We start from the raw sequence: 24010 nt of genomic DNA on the forward strand, positions 1-24010 counted from the left end.
AACATCATGATTTATCCATCAGGAAAGAAAAAGAAGGCACAGAAAAATTTGTTCTTGACTTTTGTTGGCGGAATAGACTACAATAAAGTCTGTTCGCTGATGCCGCGGGGTGGAGCAGTCCGGTAGCTCGTTGGGCTCATAACCCAAAGGTCGTAGGTTCAAATCCTGCCCCCGCAACCATATTAACACAGGGTGGAGCAGCTGGTAGCTCGTTGGGCTCATAACCCAAAGGTCGTAGGTTCGAATCCTACCCCTGTAACCAAATTTTTATATGTTTGGCGGCGTAGCTCAGCTGGCTAGAGCGTACGGTTCATACCCGTGAGGTCGGGGGTTCGAGCCCCTCCGCCGCTACCAAAAAGAGAGGAGAAGGCGGAATCACAACCTTGGCACAAGGTTGCGCATTACGCCTTCTCTTCTTGTATGGAAGAGTGGGAAATATCTGGTGAATGTGGTAATCAAAAAGGTAAAGTTTACTACTATTAATAAAACCTATACCGAAAAAGTCCGTGATTGGCGCGGCCGGTCCTGCTTTTCCACTCAATATGCCAATCCTGATGGCAAACGGATTTTTCACACTTATTACTTTGTGAAAAAAGGATATACCATTTCAAAGGTTTTTCATAAAAATGGCGAGTTTATGTATTACTACTGTGATGTAATGGAAATGAAAGAGATTGCACCGATGCGATATGTTATGGTCGACCTCTTACTAGATCTGATCATATACCCGGATGGCCGGTATCACTTGATTGATGTAGATGAGTTTGCAGACTCCATTGATAAAGGTCATCTGCGTAAGCGACAACAGGTACATGCTCTTCGGACATTGGATACCATGTTACAGTTGCAAACAAAACGTAGATTGATTCCTCGATTTGTCCAGGATGCTGAAATGGTTCCCATCGTTCCAAACCCAATCGCGAGAAAGTAATATTTCGACATGAAAAAAGCTGCTTTTGAGAAGTTTTGTCAGACAAACCACCCACATTTGGCATATCGACATGATAAGACGAAATAAGAGACGGAGTTTTCCTGTTTTTAGGGAGTCCCGTTTCTTTTTTTATTTCATGAAGCTTCTATTTATCTGATGTATACCCATTGTCGGAAACTTTTTTTTGAATTCCAGCCTTTTTGACAAACATTTTTAAAATCGCCACCTATAATGGAGAGCACAAATATGCAAACGGGGGTAGATTATGTCATTTATAAAAAATATTCTTTATCGTCCATCTTTTTTGAATAAAGGTTTGGTAAAACGGTTTTCTCACCGATTGACGAGAATGTGGAATTTTCCAGTTTTAGCAATGGGGTTTTTACTAGGAAGAGCGACGATATTAGAATCCGTTTCCCCCTTTGCATTAGCCTATCTAGCAGTGCTTTTCCATCTTGGTAGGCGAGAATGGCCACTAGTGATGTTTTCCCTTCTACTTGGAGCATCTACCCTTGGGCCAATGGCAACAGTGAAGATGACTGGTTTTTTTATGGTGTTGTTCATCGTTCACAAGTTATTCCAATGGGTTGGACGCGGAAGTTTGTCATCGACCCCGTTTGTCGTACTAATCAGCAGCACCGCGGGCCACCTAATCGAATTGAGCTGGCACTCGTACACGAATTACCCTTATTTGCTTGCAGCTGTAGATGTATTACTCAGTTTTATTCTCACCTTTATCTTCGTACAATCTTTACCGCTTTTTACAGTGAAAAAGAATCGACTTGGTTTAAAGCATGAAGAAATGGTTTGTCTCGTTATTTTAATGGGCTCAGTGTTGACTGGAATGGTTGGATGGTACATTGGTGATTTATCCGTTGTCCACATTGCTTCTCGTTATATGATTTTGGTGTTAGCTTTGATTGGAGGTGGAATGTTAGGAGCTTCAATGGGAGTAGTCACGGGACTCATATTAAATTTATCAGACATTCGGGCAATCATCGAAATATCATTGTTATCTTTTTCAGGATTGTTAGCGGGATTGTTTCAAGAAGGACGAAGAATTGGAGTAGCTGTTGGTTTTTTACTGGGTTCTACTATTTTGTCATTGTACCAGGCGAATAATGGTAACTTTTGGTTATCGTTAGAAGAAAGCCTGATTGCAATTTTTATCTTTTTCCTTACAAAAGAATCTGTATTTCTCACATTATCGCGATTGGTTCCAGGAACTTTTGAAAATCAAATGGCACACCAAGAATATATACGGCGATTGCGAGATGCCACAGCAGGTAAAGTAGAGCGTTTTACAGAGTTATTTTATGAACTAGCTGGTAGTTTTCGAGAAGACGTTTCGAAGAAACGTCAAGATGATGAAGAGCAAGTAAATCAATTTATCGGTAATATCATGGGTGAAGCTTGTATGGGATGCCGAAGATTTACCGATTGTTGGGAAAGAAAAGTGGTTAAAACGTATCAAGGAATGACCAATTTGCTTACTTTAGTAGAAGCTCACGGAGAAGGGCCTATACCTGTTCCCTCCTTTTGGACGGAGCATTGTATTAGACCAGATAAAGTATTGGAGTCAAGTCAAGCCCAGTACGCTTATCATCATGAACGTGTCTATTGGAAAGAGAAAATAGACGAATCCAAAAAAGTCGTTTCAGATCAACTTAGCGGTATGGCAGAAGTAATGGAGAAGTTGACTAGAGAGATTCGGCATGAAGCCCAAGTTTTAACGGTACAAGAAGATCAAATTCATGCTGCATTGGAAACATTAGGAATAATGATACAACGGGTAGATGTTTTAAACCTTGCAGAAGGAAAAGTAGAGATAGAAGTGGTTATGCCACATATAGATGCTTTAGACGAATGTAAAAAACTAATCGCTCCATTGTTAACAGAGATTATTGGGGAACCGATAAATGTGCATCGTAAAATGGTACAAGATGGTGTCTCCGGCGCGATTATCACACTTGGGTCTGCTCAAAAATTTGAATTAAAAACAGGTTCTGCTGTTGCAGCGAAAGGTGGAGCGGTTGTCTCAGGAGATAGTTTTTGCTCCCTGCATTTGGGTACAGGAAGAGCTGCTATAGCCATTAGTGATGGCATGGGGAATGGGCAACGTGCCCAAGAGGAATCAAGTGCTGCTTTGAAGTTGCTGCGACGATTGTTACAAGCAGGTATGCATGAAGAAAGAGCAGTGGATTCGGTCAACTCGATATTATCTTTAAGGACAATGGATGAAATGTTTGCAACGATTGATCTTACTATGATCGATTTGAATTCTGGAAAAGGCAGATTTATGAAAATCGGGTCAACACCTGGATTTATCAAACGCGGTAAAAAAATTATCAAACTTGCAGCTTCCAGTCCACCAATTGGAATTCTAAAAGAAATTGATATAAAACCGATTGAAATGCAGTTAGAGCCGGGGGATATTTTGATCATGATGAGTGATGGTGTTTATGATGCTTCTCGACATGCGATGAATAAAGAGGCATTTATGAATCGTATTATACATGAAATAGACACCAAAGACCCCCAAGATTTCGCAGATTGCTTGTTGGGGAACGTCATACAACAGCATCATGGAGCGGTACACGATGATATGACTGTAGTTGTATCCAAAATAGAGAGATATGCACCTGAATGGTCATCCATTCGCATTTCAGGGATAAGAAGAGTAGATCGAACGGCAATAGTGAGTAGTTGAGCAAGCCACTTGGTTGGATTCTTTTCTTCAAATTGATAAAATGAAAGTAACAATTCCAATCCCGGTTAGCGCCGGGATTTCTTAATATGGGGTGGCAAGTTGTTTTTAGCAAAATTAGAGACGCATATTCGTGCAAATAAACTTTTTAGAAACAACGAACGGCTTCTTGTAGGGGTTTCAGGCGGATGTGATTCGATTGCTTTATTAGATGCTCTGTATCACTTGACTATGCAGTTTGGTTGGCAGGTTTATGTTGTTCACGTCAATCATCACTTGCGGGGAGAAGAGAGTGATGCAGATGCTCGTTTTGTAGCTGATTTTTGTCAGGAAAGGAATATTTCTTACCAGCACAAGCATGTGGATGTAAAAGCCAAATTAAAAAAAGAAGGTGGAAACAAGCAATCTATTGCTCGGGAACTGAGGTATCAAGCTTTTCAAGATGCTGCTCAATCATGGGGTATCAAAAAAATTGTTTTAGCACACCATGCTGATGATCAAGTAGAAACCATACTCATGCGTATCATACGTGGTACTGGTCCCACAGGGTTAGCGGGTATTCCTGTTATACGAAAATGGGGTGACTTAGAGATCGTACGCCCGCTATTGTACTTTTATCGAAAAGAATTAGCCGAATACCTGAATGAGAACAACATCAATTATCGGGAAGACTCGAGTAATCAGTCAACAGAATATACAAGAAATCGACTACGGTTGGAATTAATTCCCGAATTGATCCAATATAATCCTCAAATCAAACAATCTATTTTACAGCTGGGCAGCATGATGGCTGATGAAGAGGCTGTTTGGGAGAAATGGACGAATGAAGCATTAGGTACTTGTTTGAAAAAAATAAATGAAAAAGAGTACCAAATTTCACTTCCAAGCTTTCTTTCTTATCCTGTTGCTTTACAAAGGAGAATGGTTAAACTAATATTAAATTGTCTAACTGATGAAAATCTACTTTATCAATCGATTGAACAGGTGTTACAATTAGGGGTACACCCATCTCCTTCGGTATGGATTTTCCTTCCCGGTGGAATAAAAGGAGTAAGATCATATGAAGTACTCCGTTTGACCAAAGATTACATAAATAAAGGGGAAGAGAAGTGGTCTTATCCTTTTTCTGTCCCGAGTAAAATGTACATACCACAAGGTGCAATTGAATCCATTATCTCTAGCGCATCTACTCCTTATCGTATACGTGAATCTCATCACAATGCGATATTTGATGCCGATGAATTGAACTTAGCTCAATTAGTTGTACGCAATCGTCGCCCAGGAGACAAGATTCAGCCTTTCGGTTTCTCAGGTCATAAGCGAGTAAAATCACTGTTGATGGAACACAAAATCCCTCAAGTTAATCGGGGAAACCAACCTATTGTCGTTTCAGATCAAGAGATTATTTGGATACCTGGTATTCGCCGATCTGCCGTTGCGCCTGTAACCTCATCAACTACCAAATTTCTAATCTTAGATTGGACTCCTGATAAAGCAAGTTCATTAAGTTAGTTTTTATGGTAGAAAAAGTTATACATATTTGGAAACAAAAGGAACAGTCTTACGTGCTGTTTGGAGGGAAAATTACTTTGCATCAAGATGTGAAAGAGATTTTAGTTTCAACAGACCAAATCCGAAACAAAATTATCGCCTTGGGCAAGCAAATTACAAATGATTACCAAGGAAAAGACCTGCTATGTGTGTGCATATTAAAGGGAGCGGCTCCTTTTATGGCGGATTTAATCCGTGAAATTGAATTGCCTATGGAAATTGATTTCATGGCGTGTTCTAGTTATGGTGCATCCACTGAATCGTCTGGACAAGTGAGAATTTTAAAGGATTTGGACTCGTCTGTTCAAAATCGTGATATTTTGCTTGTGGAAGATATCATTGATACGGGACTTACATTGAGTTATTTGGTTGATTTGTTTAAGGGGCGGGAAGCACGTTCTGTTAAGACCGTAACTTTACTCGACAAACCTTCCAGACGGCAAGCTAACTTGGTTCCTGATTATTTTGGTTTTCAAGTCCCGGATAAGTTCGTAATCGGTTTTGGGCTTGATTATGATGAGAAGTATAGGAATTTGCCTTACATAGGAGTTTTGAAAGAAGAAGTCTACAGTACAAAAAACACCTAAAATTGGTTGAAAATTAGAAGGAGTGTAGTCGGCTATTTTTACATGTGCTAGAATGAACAAGTGCTCTTTAAAGAAGAACACAATTTTTTCATATAAATGGACTGATATAGACCTGAGAGGGGGCCAAGGATGAAAAACTACTTCCTCAGAAATGGATTATTGTATGTTACCCTCATCCTTGTTATTGTAGGTGTATTTAATCTCGTAGCTAACACAAGTTCTGCTACGAAACAGCTAACATACAGTGAATACCATAATCTGTTGACAACCAACCAGATTGACAGTGTAACGATTCAACCAGAAGGTGATACATACCACATCACTGGTAAGTATAAAAAAAATAAATCAAAATCGTTTGTAACCCAAGGCCCATTAGGTTATGGTTCTACGGTCACTCAAGATTTGCAGAAATACAAAGTGAAATTTACGGTTGAGAAAACCAAAAGTGATTCCATTTGGATCTCTATCTTTACATCCATTATCCCGATCGTTGGTGTGATCATTCTATTCCTTTTCCTTATGAATCAGGCACAAGGCGGTGGAAGCCGTGTGATGAATTTTGGGAAAAGTAAAGCGCGATTATACAACGAAGAGAAAAAACGCGTTACCTTTGACGATGTAGCAGGTGCGGATGAAGAAAAGACCGAACTGATCGAGATTGTTGATTTCTTAAAAGATAACAGGCGATTTGCACAGATGGGAGCTCGTATCCCTAAAGGTGTCTTGCTTGTTGGACCTCCAGGAACAGGTAAAACGTTGCTTGCTAGAGCGGTTGCTGGGGAAGCAAAAGTTCCATTTTTCTCGATAAGTGGTTCCGATTTTGTGGAGATGTTTGTTGGGGTTGGAGCTTCTCGTGTTCGTGATTTGTTTGAACAAGCAAAGAAAAATGCTCCTTGTATTATTTTCATCGATGAGATCGATGCTGTAGGTCGTCAACGTGGTGCGGGTCTTGGTGGCGGTCACGATGAACGTGAACAAACCTTGAACCAACTTCTTGTTGAGATGGATGGATTTGACGCGAATGCGGGTATTATCATCATGGCTGCAACCAACAGACCTGATATTTTAGATCCTGCCTTGCTCCGCCCCGGTCGTTTTGACCGTCAAATCTTAGTGAGTCGTCCCGATGTTCGTGGAAGAGAAGAAATTTTAAAAGTTCATGCACGAAACAAACCAATAGATCCAAGTGTGAAGCTTTCTGTAGTAGCACAGCGTACAACTGGTTTTTCTGGTGCAGACCTTGAAAACTTGCTGAATGAGGCAGCACTACTCGCAGCACGGGAAAACAAGCGAAAGATCACCATGCTAGAGATTGACGAAGCAGTAGATCGTGTTATTGCTGGTCCTCAGAAGAAGAGTCGAGTAGTAAGTGCAAAAGAACGACGCATTGTCGCTTTCCATGAAGCTGGTCACGTCATTGTCGGTTATTATGTAAAAAATGCAGATACCGTCCATAAAGTAACCATTGTTCCTCGTGGTCAGGCTGGTGGATATGCAATGATGCTTCCGAAAGAAGATCGATACATCGCAACCAAAGGAGAACTTCTCGATCGTGTTACTGGACTACTAGGTGGTCGCGTAGCAGAAGAAGTAGTCTTTGGTGAAGTGAGTACAGGAGCAAGTAACGACTTCGAACGGGCCACAGGTATCGTTCGCTCCATGATTACCGAATATGGTATGAGTGAGAAATTTGCGACCATGCAATTCGGGAAAACACAAGGCCAAGTATTTCTAGGCCGGGACTTAGGTCATGAGCAAAACTACTCGGATCAAATCGCTTATGAAATCGATACAGAAATGCAAGAAATGATCCGCAGTTGCTATGACCAAGCAAAACAAATGTTGACCGAACGTCGCGACCAGTTAAACTTACTTGCTGAAACTCTTCTGACTCGTGAAACTTTGGATGAAGAACAGATCAAACAACTTTTGGAAACTGGCAAGATTGATGATTCCGTTGTTGTGACGATCCAAGGTAAAGAAGATGAAGTGGTAAAAGAGGAACCAAAAGTAGAGGAAATCAATCCTCCTAATACAAACATAGAAGAACCGAATGTAGATCAATCGAACTTAGATAAATCAAACGAGGAAGAACCACCTAAAAAAGATCTTTAATGATAAAAACCTGGTACTTGGACTCGATGGGAGAAAGGAACCAAAAAGCTAGAGATACTCACTTTCTCTAACTTTATTCCCTTTCTCTCGTCAAAGAACAAGTACAGGTTTTTTTTGTAGATAAGAATGCTTTTTATAGACACAACATGGTAGCCTGGTTTATTGGCGTGAAAGGATGTAATAAGTACAATGTTACTTGTGATGGATGTGGGAAATACCAATATCGTTTTTGGTATTTATGAAAAAGATACACTTGTACACCATTGGAGAATGCAAACGGATAGAAATGCTACAGAAGATGAATATGCCATGACATTCAAACAATTACTTTCCCATGTGGATTTAAAATTTCATCAGATAGATGGTGCTATTCTCTCTTCTGTTGTTCCTCCTATTACCTATGTATTAAGGAAGTTATGTGAGAAATATTTGCTGATTGATCCACTGGTATTGGGGCCTGGTGTCAAAACAGGGTTGCATATTCAAACAGATGATCCAAGAGAAGTTGGTGCTGATCGAATTGCCAACGCAGTAGCTGCTGTAGAGTTGTATGGAGCTCCAGCGATCATTGTTGATTTTGGAACTGCAACTACCTTTTGCTATGTAGATGAACAGGCTAGGTACTTTGGAGGAGCAATCGCGCCTGGCGTCCAAATATCTGCTGAAGCTTTGTACCAACGAGCAGCGAAGCTGACCCGAGTAGAGATTGTCCAACCAACAGAGGTGATTGGAAGAAACACGGTTCACAGTGTTCAGTCAGGTATTTACTATGGATATGTAGGATTGGTTGATGGAATTGTGAATCGGATGAAAGCCCAATACCCTGTGAAACCAACAGTTATCGCAACTGGAGGATTAGCAAGTTTAATTTGTCACAGCGCAGAAACGATTGATAAAATAGACCCTCTTCTCACACTAGAGGGATTAAAGCTAATTTACAAACGAAATTAGGAGGATTCTTCAGATGGATTACACGATAAGAGCCATTTCAGCCGATGGCTATGTTCGAGGGTTTGCGGCTTTGACAACAGATCTCGTCCAAGAATTACAAAGACGGCATTTTACCTTTCCCGTAGCAAGTGCAGCTCTAGGGAGAACTGCAACGATGGCTTCTTTGCTTAGTTTAACGATAAAAGATAAAAAAGAGCGTATCACCATCCAAATAAAAGGAGATGGACCGCTCGGAAAGATCGTAGCTGAAGCAGATGGTGATAGTGTTATTCGTGGGTATGTAGATAATCCAGATGTGTTGTTGCCGCTCAATGACAAGGGAAAACTCGATGTAGCCAGAGCAGTGGGACAAGGTTCTCTTTATATAACCAGAGACTTAGGATTGGGTACCCCTTATCAAGGAGCATCTCCAATTGTCTCGGGGGAGTTAGCAGAAGACTTTACTTACTATTATTCTTCATCTGAGCAAACCCCTACTTCTGTTGGGCTGGGTGTATTGGTAAATCGAGACAAAATTATTGTCTCTGGGGGATATATGGTCCAGCTTTTACCGAATGCTCCTGATGAAGTGATTGATGTTTTAGAGGAAAGAATCAGCAAAATAACCTCCATAACAGATTTGCTTGCTAAAGGGATTACACCTGAACAACTTTTGCAACAAATCATGGGAGAAGATGCACGCTTTCTAGACAAAAAAGATACTCGTTTTGGTTGCACCTGCTCAAGAGAAAAAGTAAAAACGATGCTGATTAGTTTAGGAAAGAAAGAGCTGAATGCCATTGTAAAAGAAGATGGTCAGGCTGAAATCGTGTGTCATTATTGCAATGAGAAATATCAGTATAATAAAGAAGAGCTGGAAGAGATCATAAGTTCCTTGTAGATAAGAAAGTATTAGGTGCAAAGCGAGCCCTATCTGAGGTACATAAGTGCAATTAGGCCTCTGTCTGCGCCTTGAAAGGCTAGCCAACCGGCAAGTTTTCTTTCGATTGACAAATTATTCATGTAGTTGTTAAGATAATCTCATATATTCCTGTTTTATTAATCGGAATTAGGGGGATTAAAATGAGAGTTGCGAACAACATCCTTGAATTAATCGGACAGACACCTTTGGTGAAGTTAAATCATATTGTTGGCAAAGCAGATGCTGATGTTTATTTAAAATTAGAGTTTTTTAACCCTGGTGGTAGTGTCAAAGATAGAATTGCTTTGAGTATGATTGAAGGTGCAGAAGAACGTGGTGAACTAAAACCAGGAGATACGATTATTGAACCAACAAGTGGAAACACAGGTATTGGGTTGGCAATGGTAGCTGCAGCAAAAGGTTATCGTGCTATTTTGGTTATGCCTGAAACAATGAGCATGGAGCGTCGAAATTTATTGCGTGCATATGGTGCAGAACTTGTACTAACTCCAGGTGCCGAGGGGATGAAAGGTGCAATCGCCAAAGCCGAAGAACTAAAAAAAGAGCATCCTGCGTATTTCATGCCGCAGCAATTTCAAAATACAGACAATGTAAAAATTCACCGTGAGACAACTGCTAAAGAACTTGCCAGCCAAGTGGATGGGAAAATAGATGCATTCATTTCAGGTATAGGAACTGGCGGTACCATTACAGGTGTTGGAGAAATATTAAAAGAATCATTCCCTGATCTGCATGTGGTTGCAGTCGAACCAACTGATTCTCCTGTACTATCAGGTGGAAAACCCGGTCCTCACAAAATCCAAGGGATTGGTGCAGGTTTTGTACCTTCTATTCTTAATACCGAAATATATGATGAAATTATCAAAGTAGAAAACGAAGATGCATTTACATGGGCACGTAAGTTAGCTAGAGAAGAAGGGATACTAGTCGGTATTTCTTCAGGAGCAGCAGTGTTAGCAGCCCTTAAGGTAGCACGTCGACTTGGCGCTGGTAAAAAGGTAGTTGTAGTGATACCAAGTAATGGAGAACGTTACTTGACCACACCTTTGTATCAGTTCGAAGAAAACAAATAGATGAAAAATTATAGATTGCGAGTGAGAAAACCCACGGTTTAAATCGTGGGATGAAAGCAAGCGTTGGACGAGAAAGGGTTCAGCCCTCTCACAAGTCCAACACTTTTTTCAGAAAATATATTTACAAACATACATTCTGATGATAAACTACCATCAATTACATTTCTTGGATAGTTTGAAATGCGAAAACCAAGCAGTAGGACTATTCTGTTGTAATGAACCGTGGGGCTCACGGGGTTAGCTTGGTAATGAAGTAGTCATGAGACTACCGTCCCAAGAATCCTACGGCTTTAGCCGTATGGAGTGTCAAAACTTTCTATTGACGAGAGGTAGATTTCTCATATAGTTAGGATACGAAGGCGGTCGACTTCGACCCCTCAAACTCTTAGGAGCAGTGATGTTATTCCAACCCTAGCTCGACTTCGCAGTACTGCGAAAGTCGAGCCCTAACTTCGCGACTTCTAGCGCAATGCCTTGCCGGCGGCAAGTAGTCCGGCGATGATCGAAGGAGTTCGGATGTGGGTTCGTGCGCCCTGAAGAGATCTACCCCCCAGCAGGGGGCGCTAAAAACAATGTACTTATCCATAAACGACAAAAATTCTTAGGAGAACCTAAGTTTTTTTGTCGTTTTCTGATGAAAGTGATTGTCTCATCCCACTTGAGGATCGTTTTTTCTTTGGATTTTGCTCGTTGTATGTTAAAATGGAGCATTATGGCGTAATTAGCAGAGAGAGCTTAGAGGAGTGGAGTAGAGATGATTGTAATGATTGATAACTATGATTCTTTTACGTACAATCTGGTGCAGTATTTTGGAGAATTAGGGGAAGATCTACGTGTTATTCGTAACGATGAAATGACCATAGAAGAGATTCGTAATTTATCCCCTAAAATGATCGTCATTTCCCCAGGACCAGGTACACCAGATGATGCAGGGATAACGCTCCGTGTAATTGAAAAATTGGCAGGAGACATTCCTATTTTTGGCGTTTGTTTGGGGCACCAATCTATCGGTCAAGCGTTTGGTGGTAAAATTATACGTGCTTCACAGTTAATGCATGGAAAAACATCCGATATCCATCATGATGGCAAAGGGATATTCCAAAATCTGCCCACACCATTTACTGCCACTCGATATCACTCATTAATCATAGATCCAGCATCCATACCCGAAACACTGGAGATAAGTGCACAAACCGAATCAGGAGAGATTATGGCAGTGCGTCACCGTTTCTTACCTATTGAAGGTGTTCAGTTTCACCCAGAATCCCTTTTGAGTCAATATGGTAAACAAATTTTGACTAACTTTATTCGAACGTATGCATCTTAGGAGGTATTTTGTTGCTAGTAGCTGGTCCATACTCCCTGCCTTTGGGAAAGCGCACCCTAGTCATGGGGATATTAAATGTCACACCAGATTCGTTTTCCGATGGTGGGAAATTTAATTCCTTAGACCGGGCATTGAGGCATGCCGAAAAATTGAAAGCAGATGGTGCAGATATCCTCGATATAGGAGGAGAATCTACAAGACCCGGTGCGGATGATGTCTCTACAGAAGAAGAGTTGGAGAGAGTGATCCCAATCATCGAGCAAATATCAAAGAGAATTGACCTTCCTTTGTCTATTGATACTTACAAAGCAAAGGTAGCCAAGGAATCGATTCAAGCAGGGGCGCATATCATCAACGATGTTTGGGGAGCAAAAAGAGATGATGATATGCCTAATGTAATGGGAGAGTTACAAGTTCCAGTAATTTTGATGCATAATCGAATGCCTTCTCCTTATCAACATCTCATAAAAGATGTCTTGCAAGATTTACAAATATCCATTGATCTTGTAAAACGCGCTGGTGTAACGAAGGACAAAATTATTCTCGATCCTGGTATCGGATTTGCTAAGAATGTAGAAGAAAACATTCAAGTTATGCAACATTTGAATCGAATTGTGAACCTTGGTTACCCTGTATTGCTAGCTACTTCACGCAAATCTTTTATTGGTCATACCTTGGATTTGCCACCAGAGGAAAGAGTGGAGGGAACCTTGGCCACTGTAGGTTGGGGTATAAATCAAGGCTGTCATATCGTGCGTGTTCATGATGTTAGGCAGACGGTTCGTTTTTGTAAGATGATGGACGTTTTAAAAGGAGCCGTAAGGGAAAATGGATAAAATTATTCTCAAGCAAATGAGCTTCTACGGATATCATGGTGCTTTCCCTGAGGAAAACAAACTTGGTCAACGCTTTCTAGTGGACTTGGAGCTTCGTTTGGATTTACAAGCAGCAGGAACAACAGACCAATTGAACAACTCCATTGATTATGGGGACGTTTTTCAAGTAGTACAACAAATGGTAGAACACCAACGATTTCGTTTGATAGAAGCTTTAGCAGAAAATATAGCAGATGAACTTCTTACCAAGTTTCCAGTGCCAGAAGTTTTGGTAAGAGTGACCAAGCCTGATCCACCTATCCCTGGTCATTATGAATCTGTTGGAGTAGAGTTGGTTCGCTCTAGATGAGTAAGCGAATTATTGCCTATCTGGGACTTGGAGCAAATTTAGGCGATCCTTTGAGTCAATTGCAACAGGCATTGGCACTTTTACATCATTCACAGGGGATATCAGTTAGACAAATATCTTCCTTGTATGAAACATCACCTGTTGGCTATGTGGACCAACCTAATTTCTTTAACTTAGTAGCAGAAATAGACACTGTCTTACCACCTTCGCAATTGCTATGTGCAACACAAAGGGTAGAGCAATGTTTGCATCGTGTGAGGAAAGAGCGTTTTGGACCTCGAACCATGGATGTTGATATTTTGTTGTATGATCAACGTATCGTTGAAATGCCTGAGTTAACGATTCCGCATCCAAGGCTGTTGGAACGTGCTTTTGCATTGATCCCGTTATATGAATTAGCTGGAGAAATGACGATTCCATCTGGTCAAAAGATAAAAGAAGCAATCGATGCATTACCCCAAGATCAATGGATAAAAAAACAGCCATTTTCTTGGTAGATAAGTTACCTGTTTATAAGGAAGCGGATTTTTATTTTTTAAAGAGGGAGGGAAGGACATGTTAAAAATCGGTTCGATTACGATGAAAAATAAGGTTGTACTAGCTCCAATGGCAGGGGTTTGTAATCCGGCCTTTCGCTTGATTGCGAAAGAATTTGGAACAGGCCTTGTTTGTGCGGAGATGGTGAGTGACAAAGCTATTTTGCACGGGAATAAAAGAACCAGAGAGATGTTGTTTGTTGATGAACGGGAGAAACCACTTAGTTTACAAATCGTTGGTGGTGATCGAGAAACATTGGTAGAAGCAGCCAAAGTAGTAGATCAAGAAACCAACGCAGATATCATTGATATTAATATGGGTTGTCCAGTACCTAAAGTCGTTAAATGTGATGCTGGAGCAAGATGGTTATTAGACCCTAGTAAGATTTATGAGATGGTCTCTGCTGTTGTGGAAGCTGTTGATAAACCAGTGACAGTGAAAATGCGTATTGGTTGGGACGATGAACATATCTTTGCGGTGGAGAATGCGCGAGCAGTCGAACGTGCAGGTGGATCTGCTGTTTCGGTTCATGGACGCACAAGAGTCCAGATGTACAAAGGAAAAGCCGATTGGGAAATGATTCGTCAAGTGAAAGAGGCAGTGAAAATTCCTGTAATCGGAAATGGAGATGTATTTACACCCGAAGATGCGAAGGCCATGCTCCATAAAACAGGTTGTGATGGAGTAATGATAGGACGAGCTGCTTTAGGTAACCCTTGGATGTTGTATCGCACTATACACTATTTGCAAAATGGTATTCTAAAACCAGAGCCAAATGCAAAAGAAAAGATGGAAATTGCGATCCTTCATATGGACAGGTTGATCGCCCTTCGTGGCGAAGAGGTTGCTGTCCGGGAAATGAGAAAACATGCTGCTTGGTATTTGAAAGGATTACATGATAGTGCAAAATTGAAAGATATCATTAATAGAGCGACTACACGTGATGAAATGGCTGGTTACTTGTTAACATTTGCACAAGAAGTTGAGGAAACCGTCGCATAAGGAACGGATCAAGGAGTGAGGAAGTTCATGATAGATCAAGCAGAACAAAGTGAACAAATGCAGGTTAGAAGAGAAAAAGTAGATGTATTAAAAGAAAAAGGCGTAGATCCATTTGGCAAAAAGTATGTCCGCACACATGTGAGCAAAGATTTAGAAGCGCATTATGATGGATTGACGAAAGAAGAATTAGCAGAAAAAGAAATAAATGTTTCGATTGCTGGTCGTGTGATGACCAAGCGTGTACAAGGGAAAGCATCTTTTGCTCACATCCAAGATACGAGTGGTCAAATTCAAATTTATGTACGTTTGGATCAAGTGGGGGAAGAACAGTACGATGTATTTTCTCAAAGCGATATGGGGGATTATTTAGGGATATCTGGGATCGTTTTTAAGACCAATCGTGGCGAATTAAGTGTTCGTGCGAAAGAATTAACTTTCTTGTCCAAAGCACTGCGCCCTCTCCCTGAAAAATATCATGGACTAAAAGATGTAGAGCAACGTTATCGCAAACGTTATTTGGATTTGATTATGAACCCTGAAGTAAAACAAACGTTTATTACAAGAAGCCAAGTACTCACTACCATGCGGCGTCATTTGACAGATTTGGGATATTTGGAAGTAGAAACCCCTACTCTGCATGTACTTGCAGGTGGAGCATCAGCTCGTCCATTTGTGACACATCATAATGCTTTGGACATGCCTTTGTATATGCGTGTGGCATTGGAACTTCATTTGAAACGTTTGATGATTGGCGGCGTAGAAAAAGTATTTGAAATCGGTAGATGCTATCGAAATGAAGGGATTTCTACACGTCACAATCCAGAATTCACCATGTTGGAACTGTATGAAGCATATGCAGATTTCGAAGATATCATGAACTTGACAGAAAACTTAATCGCTTATATCACCAAACAAGTACGTGGGACTTCGCTTATCACTTACCAAGGTCAAGAAATAGATCTTTCTCCTGGTTGGGCTCGTCGTTCGATGACGGATTTGATCAAAGAACATGTCGGCATTGACTTTACTGAGCAAATCTCTGATGAACAAGCTCATCAATTGGCTCGCGAACATGGAGTAGAAGTAACTCCAAATATGACATTTGGTCATATTGTCAATGAGTTTTTTGAACAAAAGATAGAGCACCTTCTCATACAACCTACTTTTGTTTATGGACATCCTGTTGCAATTTCTCCCCTTGCAAAACAAAATGCGGAAGATGATCGTTTTACAGATCGCTTTGAATTGTTTATTTATGGAAGGGAACACGCAAATGCCTTTACCGAATTGAATGATCCAATTGAACAACGGATTCGTTTTGAGGCTCAGATGGCAGAAAAAGCAGCAGGTAATGATGAAGCTCAACCTTTAGATGAAGATTTCTTGGAAGCAATGGAACATGGCATGCCTCCAGCAGGTGGACTCGGTATCGGTATTGACCGTCTTGTTATGCTATTAACAGATAGTCCATCCATTCGGGATGTTCTTCTCTTTCCTCATATGCGTGAACAACAATAGGAATAATAGCTTCTATCTGGGCAAAGGTAGAGGCTTTTTCCTATAGTCCCTTTAAAACTTATCTGATTTTTTGTATACTTATTTAGGATACAAATCTTAAAGTGCCAGTAAGGAGGTTAAGGTTTTACTTTTTAAAACTACATCATTTGAAAATAACTGAAATTATATACACATATTGCCAATAGAATAACAGATTAGTGCTAGTATCTTAAGTAGCTGATATAATAAAAAATAGTTTCTAGATTAGAGTATAAAGTATAACAGTATGTTTGCATCACAGGCACAAGTCTCGCTTTGCCCGGCTTGTCTAAAAAGAGTAAAGATACTATAATGTCCCTGTATCCATGGATCGGATAATGAGATAAATATGGATAATTTGGGAGAGTAATATGAATCTAAGTGAGGAAATACTCTATCTAATTCTGTTTTTGCTCACTTTTTATGCTAGCTTTACAGATTGGAAATATCGTCTAATCTATGATCGTGTTATTCTAATAGGACTTGTATCTGCTATCATATGTCGATCCCTTGATTTAACCGTATCATGGTGGGACTACATTGGTACAGGTCTTGTTACACTAATTGTTTTGTCTACTGTTGCAGTAGCAACAGGGGGTAGAGCGATTGGCGGCGGTGATATTAAAATACTCTCCATGCTAGGATTTTCCCTAGGTATCTTACCATTTCTCACACTATTTCTCGTCTCACATCTATCAGCTATATTTTTTCTATTGATATGGAAGGTATTTCATAGTAAAAAAGTGAATAAAGATACTACCTTACCTTTTGCTCCTTTCATCTTGTTGGGACTGATCGTGACCAAAATTGTGGTTTCAATAGGGCTAGTATCATCGCAAATGTAAACTCATGAATAGGGAGGAACATCTATGGGTCCCAAAAAAGAGAGCCAGAGATTCTTCAGTAAAGCTCCTCAGCTTCCGCAAAAGAGCCAACAAGCGTCTCGGATGAGTTTTTTATCCAGAGATCGTTCTGCTGCAACTTCTAAGGAAGTGTCGAAGGAGGTAAAATCACCCGATCGTCAACAACAACAGGTACTCTCTTTTTTGTCTGGTCTACAATCTAATTTCACATCACTTGTTCGATTAGTTGAGAAACGGTTGAGCTATGACAAAACTAAAGAAGTAGCATTTGAACGCTTGTATCAAGAAATGGATGATCTGAAACAAGATCAAGAACTCGCTCACTTGCGTCCACTATACATTGATTTAATTTTATTTCATGATCGTATGGAAAGCATTTACAAAGATGCGATAGATTCTGGGGTACTCTCTCCTGAGCTAGCAGATTTGCTGAAGTCGCTTAATGGTGAACTGATGGAAATACTATACCGTCGTGGAGTAGAGCCAATCATCCTCACATCGTATACCTTCGATCCAAAGTATCAAGAAGTAGTGAAGATAGAACCTACCTTTCATCCAAGTGAAGACAATCAAATCGTTGACATCGTTCGTAATGGTTTCAAGTACAAAGATGTTATTTTACGACCAACCAAAGTTGTTATTAAGAAATATCAACCAAAATAAAGCCGTTGCTCTCTATCGTTTATGGAGAATAAGAGGTAATGAGGGAGTAAGTCATACAAAAGGGAAATTGTGCTCTTAGGAATAAAAGTTATGATTTTATAGGATATTGGCATACAACATACCTATAAACGAAGAACCCTCTCACCTCTTTGTTTTTTTCTCTCAATAGATGGGCAACCATCTTTTCATTTTCTTCTGAAAAAACTAGCGAGCTTGGCGTTCATCTGACATTATGCGGTAAGAAGGAGTGAAAAAAGATGGCGCGAGTAGTAGGAATCGATTTAGGTACAACATACTCTGCGATCTCAATCGTTAACCAATATGGAAAACCAGAAGTATTAACAAACCGTGAGGGAGAAAGAATTACACCTTCCGTCGTTTTATTCGATGGAGATGACCCAATCGTAGGAAGCATTGCAAAGCGTTCAGCTGTTGCAAATCCATTCAATGTTATCCAATTTGTGAAAAGACAAATCGGAGACAAAGGTTGGAAATTTCGTACCGAAAATGCGGAAGTATACACCCCAGAGGAAATATCCGCAATGATTTTGCGTCGACTTAAAGAAGATGCAGAGACATTATTAGGTGAAAAAATTGAAGATGCTGTAGTTACTGTTCCTGCATATTTTGATGATGCACAACGAAAAGCAACACAAGATGCTGGACGTATCGCTNGTATTAATGTTTTACGTATTATCAATGAACCAACAGCAGCAGCTCTTGCTTATGGATTAAATAAGATGGATGAAACACAAACCATCTTAGTATACGATCTTGGTGGAGGTACATTCGACGTTACAATCATGCACCTAAGCCCAGATGGATTGAAAGTACTAGCTACTGGTGGGGCAAAGAGCCTAGGTGGTTTTGATTGGGATAATGCAGTGATGGAATATCTGAATGATCAATTCGTTAAAGCTGGCGGAGTAGATCTATTAGAAGATCCTATGCTGGAACAGGATCTCCGTGATAAAGCAGAAATTGCTAAGAAAACGCTATCTTCTAGAGAACGCACGAATGTGTTCCTTTCTGCTAATGGAGTGAACGTTACCATCCCACTCACTCGTCAAAACTTTGAAGAGGTAACCCATCATTTACTAAAACAGACCCAAAAAATTATGGAATTTGTGTTAGAAGATGCCGGTTTAGGTTGGAAGGACATCAATCGTGTACTTCTAGTAGGTGGATCTACTCGAATGCGCGCTGTTCCAGAATTGATGGAGCGCGTGACAGGTTTGAAACCTTCTCTTGATGTCAATCCAGATGAAGTCGTTGCCCAAGGTGCTGCGATTCAAGGATTGATTTTATTGATGAAAGAAGGCCGACAAGACCTTGTCGATAATCATGCCTTCCCAATGGTAGAAGTACAAGATGTCAATTCACATAGTATGGGTGTAGTAGCGTTGGATGAAAGCGGGCATGAAGTGAACTCCATTGTTCTAAAGAAAGATACTGCAATCCCAACCAGAGTAAGCAATCACTATACCACAACAGTGGACCAACAAACCCAACTACATATTCAGGTAACGGAAGGTGAAGATGTTGATCTGGACTATGTGAAAATAGTCGGAGAAGGTATGATTGATCTTCCTGAATATCCAAAAGGTGCTCCCATTGAAGTGATATTTGAATATGATAGTGATGGAATCATCCATATCTCTGTCATTGATTCTACTGCTGGTACGTTACTAGGCGAGCTAGATATTGAGCGTACTTCAAACTTGACAGAAGATGAAGTTCTAGAAAAACAAAAGCGTGTTGCCAAACTAGCAATAAGCTAATCACGAATAAAAAGGAATATCCACCATGGAGAACTACTATCGTTTTTTAGGGCTCTCCCCAAATGCATCTTCGGAAGAGATTGAAAAACTCATCCATTATCAAACCAGATTGTGGAGTGCTCGAACCAATGCTCCTCACATAAATCGTCGTCAAGAGGCAGAGCAGATGCTTAGCAAATTGGAGATGATGGGGGCAACATTACTTGATAAAGAGCAAAGAAGATTGTATGATGAACAGCTCCAAAATCATCCAACAAGCTGGCCGGAGGAAAAAATAAACGAAGCACTTTCGGAAGGTTTTCGATTATTAAACGAAGGTCAACCAGAAGATGCTCTGTTTATTGCTATTAAGATGACAGAGCATATACTAGATAGAGCCGAAGCTTGGGCACTACTTGGACAAGCTAGATTTGCTGTAGGCGAAAACCAAGAAGCTATTATTTCTATGTCCAAAGCTTGTGAACTTTCCCCCAGCGATGCTGAATATGCTTTTCTATTGGGTCAGATGTATCAATCTTGCAATCGTTTATCACGAGCAGAAGAAGCATTTGAACATGCCATATCACTAGAATCTTCTGAGACGAAGTATCAGTACCAATTAGGTTCACTTTATATTCAGCATGGAAATTTTAAACATGGCCTTCAATTGCTTGAAAAAAGTGTAGAACAAGATCCTAAAAATGATACATACAAAGAAGAATTAGTACGTGCATACTTAGATATTGCATTTAGCACTTGGAAAGAAATTGGAGAAGATCATGCTACGTTAGAACCAGGACAATACCCGACTTCACAAGCAGATGTTACAATGGCTTATATTTATGTAAAGCGAGCATCACGAGTTGGACTTAAAAACAAAGAATGGCTACACAAAATTAAACAAGCACGTGCAATTATACGCAAGCGTGAAGGCAGACAGTTTACTGGAAGTTGGCTCTTCGCACTTGTAAGTACAGCTGAACTGATTTTGATTCAGCAATATAATCCTAGTATGATAAATGTATCTTTGATTGGCCTTTTACCGCTCTTATACATTTTTGCTACTTTTACACCCCGTTATCGTGTCTATCAATGGGCTGTTATGGGTAAAAGTACACGAACAGATGCTGGTTATGTGCTAGAGGTTATTCGTTCTAAACTGAAGATTTTTGGCACCCTTATCATTTCGTTGTTTGCAATCTTGCCTTTTATTTACATGGTAAATCCGGTTTATTTTGTTACTGATAATGAAATATTCCGAAATGTAAACTTCTATTTCTACTTGGTAAACTATGTATTACCAGTTGTATTGATTATAAATCTGTATCGAAATTATGTTCGTAAACCTATTTGAGCTAGAGGGGAAACCTCTAGCTCCTTTCACATTCTAAAGCCGATTAGACATATATGGAGGAATGCAAACGATGGCACGTGGATTTACAGATGACGAAAAGGAAGTAATAAAAACCGCACTTTTAGTAGAAGGAAAAAAATTGTTTGGTAATTTTGGTGCATTAAACTGTGGAAAGTTTCCATTCTCACGTTATTCGTTGATTGGGATGAATTCAAGGCGCTACCAATCTTAATAATCGGTATGTAGGAGGAAAATAGGATGATCAACTATATCTCGCCGACTCCTGTGGCATCAGCACAGGGTTGTTTATCTGATTTGTACAAACAGATAAAGCGAGACTTTGGACTTGTCGGAGAAGTTTTTCATCGTTTTGATGCATGGAGACCCGTGACTTCAGTCATAGGAGGAAAGACGCTTTTGCCTTTTGGCAAACACACACTCTCTACACTTTTTCAACTCCTTTACATTGCTATCGAACAAATATTCTGTTATATTGTTTTTGTTGAAAGGGGTGAAACTTATGACTACCATTACTGCCAAAATTCAAATCTATGTTCCACAAGAAAAGGTGGAAAGCCTCTTGGTAACCACTCGCTCTTATCGGAAAGCATGTAACTTTGTATCCCGAAAAATTTTTGAAACAAAAATGCTAAAACAAAGACCGATACATGACTTGTACTATCATGAGTTACGTTCTGCTTTTGGTTTGAAATCTCAAATGGCACAATCCGTAATCAAAACCGTTATTGCTCGGTATAAGTCTGCCAAATCAAATGGTCACGATTGGTCCCTCATTAGATTCCAGAATCCAGAATACGACCTCGTGTGGAACCGAGATTACTCTCTCGTTCAAGACACTTTTTCGGTCAACACAATAGATGGCCGTATCAAGTGTTCATATGAAACGAAAGGAACGGAACATTTTTTTGTGGATAATTGGAAATTTGGAACCGCAAAGGTAGTGTTTCAACACAAAAAATGGTTTTTGCACATTCCGATGACCAAAGCATTTTCGGAATTACAGGATGAGGATGTATCTCAGGTGGTAGGTATTGATTTAGGATTGAACTTCTTGGCTACTACTTACGATAGCCAAGGAAAAACGTTATTTTACAACGGAAAATCGTTCAAACACAAACGTGCGAAATACAAAGCATTGCGCAAACAGCTTCAACAGAAACAAACGGCATCTGCTCGTCGTAGACTCCAGTCGATTGGTTCACGAGAAAACCGTTGGATGATGGATATCAACCATCGCATTACGAAGGCACTCGTGAACCAATATGGCGACCATACGCTCTTTGTTTTAGAAGATTTGCAAGGAGTTCGTCATGCTACGGAAAAAGTGAAAGTTTGTAATCGCTATGTTTCGGTATCGTGGGCATTCTACCAATTTCGACGAATGCTAGAATACAAAGCACGAATGAATAGACAGAAAGTAATGGTGGTTAATCCCAAATACACTTCCCAAACGTGCCCGAATTGTGGGCATGTAGAGAAATCCAATCGCGATAAGAAAAAGCACCTCTTTTGTTGTAAGAATTGTCACTACAGGTCGAATGACGACCGTATTGGTGCTATGAATCTTCAACGTCTTGGAATAGAGTACATCGTTGAAGTTACGACAGGAGCATAGCTCTTGTGGTAGGGGCGAAGTCAACCGTCCCATGATGTAACATCACGCTAAGGTAGGAGTTCGCAAGAACGTTAGTACTACTGGAGAGTTACAAGCCTAAAAGCCCTTGTGGGTGGCAAGCTCGCGACTTTAGTCGTGAGTTGTTGACATTCATTCTCTAACTCCCTCGTTATTATACGGGATGTGGGCTTCTTTTCGTGAAACAGAAATAGTTGGATCTATATCGAGATCGATCAAAGAGGCTGAGCAGTGGTGAAAGCATATGTACACAGATGGGATGGGAAAAGTCCAGGTATCGGTCGTGGTTGGGTAGAGGAAGCAACGCAATCGCTTACTGGAGTGGATAAAACAGTAAGTAAAGTTGGATTGCTGGCAGCTATTGCACCATATCAAGTAGATGAGGAACTCATTCGTGAGTTCAAATCTTATTACGATAAAGATGCTTGCTTGTTAAATATCGTATCTTGGGCTAGTTTCACGGCTTCTCGCAGGATAGGTTCTTGGTTAAGCTATAGGTAGGTATATCAAAATAGCATCCATTAACGTTGAATGCTATTTTGATCAATGTAATGCATACATGGATAGAAAAGGGTCTGATTTTGCCCCTTTGTTTCCTTAGTTAAAAATAAGATATCACTCTATCTTTCTAGTGTGTTATGATCTGCCGCTTTTTCTCTATTTGAAAGTTATGATATGCACACCCTCGAGTACTGTCGAAACAATACTCGAGGTGCCATCTTGGGTAGATGACCAAAGTGGAAGAGACTACTTCAGCCAGTTTACAGCCATCAGCTGCTTACCGACGAAGGTCAGACGAAGGAATCGCCGAAACTGTTTGTTGAACAAGATGACATGGCTCACACCTCCGCCAGTTTGGATCACCGCTTTGTAAGCAGTACCCCTGTGGATTCGCTTCAGGATGATCAGCTTTCCGAAGAAGATCAACTCCCATGTCTGCACGACGGAAAATGTGACGGTGTAGAGCTGTTTGCGGTTAGGATGGGAGTAGTCATCCTCCTGATGCTTGTACTCAAGGCGACTGACTCCATCGGGGAGTGTGTAGTAGTGTCCCCTTTGGAATGCTTGATCGAAGTCGGATTCCCCCTCCTCTTCGTTGAACAAATGTTCACAGTGATTCCTCATCCGTTTAACCTTCCACTCGATTTAGGTTGATTCACTTTAGTATAATCTTTGATTATATCAAATCCAAGACTCCTGAATGGATTAGGTATTCCTGAAGTCATGGTACAAAAAAGGAGCGGATCATTCCGCTCCTTTCTCTATATAGGAAACCAGTATTTTCGATCCCC

General features: G+C 40.4%; 22 protein-coding genes and 3 tRNA genes. 24 read left to right on the forward strand and 1 reads right to left on the reverse strand.

The window, feature by feature from the left end:
* The first annotated feature begins 103 nt into the window (after positions 1-103).
* From A3GQ_RS0114145 to A3GQ_RS0114265, 24 genes are all read left to right on the forward strand, one after another.
* A tRNA-Met gene (locus A3GQ_RS0114145) sits at positions 104-180 on the forward strand.
* Between the two features lie 6 nt (positions 181-186).
* Positions 187-262: transfer RNA gene (locus A3GQ_RS0114150), tRNA-Met, on the forward strand.
* A 15-nt stretch (positions 263-277) separates the two neighbouring features.
* Positions 278-354 (forward strand) — tRNA-Met (locus tag A3GQ_RS0114155).
* 88 nt (positions 355-442) lie between these two features.
* A complete protein-coding gene (locus A3GQ_RS25765) occupies positions 443-931 on the forward strand; it encodes a ribonuclease FAU-1 family protein (protein WP_169818298.1) in 489 nt (162 codons plus the stop codon).
* A 265-nt stretch (positions 932-1196) separates the two neighbouring features.
* The gene (gene spoIIE / locus A3GQ_RS24490) at positions 1197-3641 is read left to right on the forward strand and encodes a stage II sporulation protein E (RefSeq protein ID WP_051271845.1); all 2445 of its coding nucleotides are present in this window, start codon (positions 1197-1199) and stop codon (positions 3639-3641) included.
* 99 nt (positions 3642-3740) lie between these two features.
* Positions 3741-5150: a tRNA lysidine(34) synthetase TilS gene (gene tilS, locus A3GQ_RS0114170; protein ID WP_028777608.1), complete on the forward strand. Its 1410-nt coding sequence runs from the start codon at positions 3741-3743 to the stop codon at positions 5148-5150.
* Positions 5151-5227: 77 nt separating this feature from the next.
* Entirely contained in the window at positions 5228-5776 is a 549-nt protein-coding gene (hpt, locus tag A3GQ_RS0114175) for a hypoxanthine phosphoribosyltransferase (RefSeq protein WP_028777609.1), read from the forward strand.
* A 129-nt stretch (positions 5777-5905) separates the two neighbouring features.
* Positions 5906-7891 (forward strand): ATP-dependent zinc metalloprotease FtsH, encoded by a 1986-nt coding sequence (gene ftsH / locus A3GQ_RS24495; RefSeq protein ID WP_037465062.1) that lies wholly within the window; start codon positions 5906-5908, stop codon positions 7889-7891.
* A gap of 189 nt (positions 7892-8080) precedes the next feature.
* Positions 8081-8842: a type III pantothenate kinase gene (locus A3GQ_RS0114185; RefSeq protein WP_028777610.1), complete on the forward strand. Its 762-nt coding sequence runs from the start codon at positions 8081-8083 to the stop codon at positions 8840-8842.
* A gap of 13 nt (positions 8843-8855) precedes the next feature.
* Positions 8856-9722, forward strand: coding sequence for an Hsp33 family molecular chaperone HslO (gene hslO, locus A3GQ_RS0114190; protein ID WP_028777611.1), 867 nt, complete (start codon positions 8856-8858; stop codon positions 9720-9722).
* Positions 9723-9904: 182 nt separating this feature from the next.
* The gene (gene cysK / locus A3GQ_RS0114195) at positions 9905-10837 is read left to right on the forward strand and encodes a cysteine synthase A (RefSeq protein ID WP_028777612.1); all 933 of its coding nucleotides are present in this window, start codon (positions 9905-9907) and stop codon (positions 10835-10837) included.
* 754 nt (positions 10838-11591) lie between these two features.
* Positions 11592-12164 carry an anthranilate synthase component II gene (locus A3GQ_RS0114205; protein WP_028777614.1) on the forward strand — a complete coding sequence of 191 codons (573 nt, stop codon included), beginning with the start codon at positions 11592-11594 and terminating at the stop codon, positions 12162-12164.
* A 62-nt stretch (positions 12165-12226) separates the two neighbouring features.
* Complete coding sequence (folP, locus tag A3GQ_RS0114210; RefSeq protein WP_083964255.1) at positions 12227-13000, forward strand: dihydropteroate synthase; 774 nt, start codon at positions 12227-12229, stop codon at positions 12998-13000.
* Positions 12993-13349, forward strand: a complete 357-nt coding sequence (folB, locus tag A3GQ_RS0114215) for a dihydroneopterin aldolase (protein ID WP_028777616.1) — start codon at positions 12993-12995, stop codon at positions 13347-13349. Before folP ends, folB begins: the two co-directional genes overlap by 8 nt.
* Positions 13346-13846 (forward strand): 2-amino-4-hydroxy-6-hydroxymethyldihydropteridine diphosphokinase, encoded by a 501-nt coding sequence (gene folK / locus A3GQ_RS0114220; protein ID WP_028777617.1) that lies wholly within the window; start codon positions 13346-13348, stop codon positions 13844-13846. The genes folB and folK overlap by 4 nt, the downstream gene beginning before the upstream one ends.
* Positions 13847-13904: 58 nt before the next feature.
* Positions 13905-14888 (forward strand): tRNA dihydrouridine synthase DusB, encoded by a 984-nt coding sequence (dusB, locus tag A3GQ_RS0114225; protein WP_028777618.1) that lies wholly within the window; start codon positions 13905-13907, stop codon positions 14886-14888.
* A 30-nt stretch (positions 14889-14918) separates the two neighbouring features.
* Entirely contained in the window at positions 14919-16406 is a 1488-nt protein-coding gene (lysS, locus tag A3GQ_RS0114230) for a lysine--tRNA ligase (RefSeq protein WP_156877746.1), read from the forward strand.
* A 389-nt stretch (positions 16407-16795) separates the two neighbouring features.
* Positions 16796-17269: a prepilin peptidase gene (locus tag A3GQ_RS0114235; RefSeq protein ID WP_028777620.1), complete on the forward strand. Its 474-nt coding sequence runs from the start codon at positions 16796-16798 to the stop codon at positions 17267-17269.
* Positions 17270-17293: 24 nt separating this feature from the next.
* Positions 17294-17950: a nucleotide exchange factor GrpE gene (locus A3GQ_RS0114240; protein ID WP_028777621.1), complete on the forward strand. Its 657-nt coding sequence runs from the start codon at positions 17294-17296 to the stop codon at positions 17948-17950.
* Positions 17951-18207: 257 nt separating this feature from the next.
* Positions 18208-19731, forward strand: coding sequence for an Hsp70 family protein (locus tag A3GQ_RS0114245; RefSeq protein ID WP_028777622.1), 1524 nt, complete (start codon positions 18208-18210; stop codon positions 19729-19731).
* A 25-nt stretch (positions 19732-19756) separates the two neighbouring features.
* Positions 19757-21064 carry a tetratricopeptide repeat protein gene (locus tag A3GQ_RS0114250; RefSeq protein ID WP_028777623.1) on the forward strand — a complete coding sequence of 436 codons (1308 nt, stop codon included), beginning with the start codon at positions 19757-19759 and terminating at the stop codon, positions 21062-21064.
* 70 nt (positions 21065-21134) lie between these two features.
* On the forward strand, positions 21135-21296 hold the full coding sequence (locus tag A3GQ_RS27145) for a hypothetical protein (RefSeq protein WP_156877732.1): 162 nt from the start codon (positions 21135-21137) through the stop codon (positions 21294-21296).
* A 288-nt stretch (positions 21297-21584) separates the two neighbouring features.
* Positions 21585-22700, forward strand: coding sequence for an RNA-guided endonuclease InsQ/TnpB family protein (locus tag A3GQ_RS0114260; protein ID WP_028777624.1), 1116 nt, complete (start codon positions 21585-21587; stop codon positions 22698-22700).
* Positions 22701-22949: 249 nt separating this feature from the next.
* On the forward strand, positions 22950-23219 hold the full coding sequence (locus tag A3GQ_RS0114265) for a hypothetical protein (protein WP_028777625.1): 270 nt from the start codon (positions 22950-22952) through the stop codon (positions 23217-23219).
* A 246-nt stretch (positions 23220-23465) separates the two neighbouring features.
* Here A3GQ_RS0114265 and A3GQ_RS27745 read toward each other — a convergent pair whose 3' ends face one another.
* Complete coding sequence (locus A3GQ_RS27745; protein ID WP_028777626.1) at positions 23466-23843, reverse strand: hypothetical protein; 378 nt, start codon at positions 23841-23843, stop codon at positions 23466-23468.
* Positions 23844-24010: the final 167 nt, after the last annotated feature.

The organism is Shimazuella kribbensis DSM 45090 (assembly GCF_000428065.1).
Taxonomy (GTDB): domain Bacteria; phylum Bacillota; class Bacilli; order Thermoactinomycetales; family Thermoactinomycetaceae; genus Shimazuella; species Shimazuella kribbensis.

Coding starts and splice junctions, on each gene's coding strand:
- ftsH (WP_037465062.1), top strand. CDS start 5,906: ATGAAAAACTACTTCCTCAGAAATGGATTATTGTATGTTACCCTCATC.
- folK (WP_028777617.1), top strand. CDS start 13,346: ATGAGTAAGCGAATTATTGCCTATCTGGGACTTGGAGCAAATTTAGGC.
- spoIIE (WP_051271845.1), top strand. CDS start 1,197: ATGTCATTTATAAAAAATATTCTTTATCGTCCATCTTTTTTGAATAAA.
- A3GQ_RS27145 (WP_156877732.1), top strand. CDS start 21,135: ATGGCACGTGGATTTACAGATGACGAAAAGGAAGTAATAAAAACCGCA.
- cysK (WP_028777612.1), top strand. CDS start 9,905: ATGAGAGTTGCGAACAACATCCTTGAATTAATCGGACAGACACCTTTG.
- A3GQ_RS0114185 (WP_028777610.1), top strand. CDS start 8,081: ATGTTACTTGTGATGGATGTGGGAAATACCAATATCGTTTTTGGTATT.
- A3GQ_RS27745 (WP_028777626.1), bottom strand. CDS start 23,843: ATGAGGAATCACTGTGAACATTTGTTCAACGAAGAGGAGGGGGAATCC.
- folB (WP_028777616.1), top strand. CDS start 12,993: ATGGATAAAATTATTCTCAAGCAAATGAGCTTCTACGGATATCATGGT.
- A3GQ_RS0114240 (WP_028777621.1), top strand. CDS start 17,294: ATGGGTCCCAAAAAAGAGAGCCAGAGATTCTTCAGTAAAGCTCCTCAG.
- folP (WP_083964255.1), top strand. CDS start 12,227: ATGGGGATATTAAATGTCACACCAGATTCGTTTTCCGATGGTGGGAAA.
- A3GQ_RS0114205 (WP_028777614.1), top strand. CDS start 11,592: ATGATTGTAATGATTGATAACTATGATTCTTTTACGTACAATCTGGTG.
- A3GQ_RS0114260 (WP_028777624.1), top strand. CDS start 21,585: ATGACTACCATTACTGCCAAAATTCAAATCTATGTTCCACAAGAAAAG.
- A3GQ_RS0114235 (WP_028777620.1), top strand. CDS start 16,796: ATGAATCTAAGTGAGGAAATACTCTATCTAATTCTGTTTTTGCTCACT.
- dusB (WP_028777618.1), top strand. CDS start 13,905: ATGTTAAAAATCGGTTCGATTACGATGAAAAATAAGGTTGTACTAGCT.
- A3GQ_RS0114250 (WP_028777623.1), top strand. CDS start 19,757: ATGGAGAACTACTATCGTTTTTTAGGGCTCTCCCCAAATGCATCTTCG.
- hslO (WP_028777611.1), top strand. CDS start 8,856: ATGGATTACACGATAAGAGCCATTTCAGCCGATGGCTATGTTCGAGGG.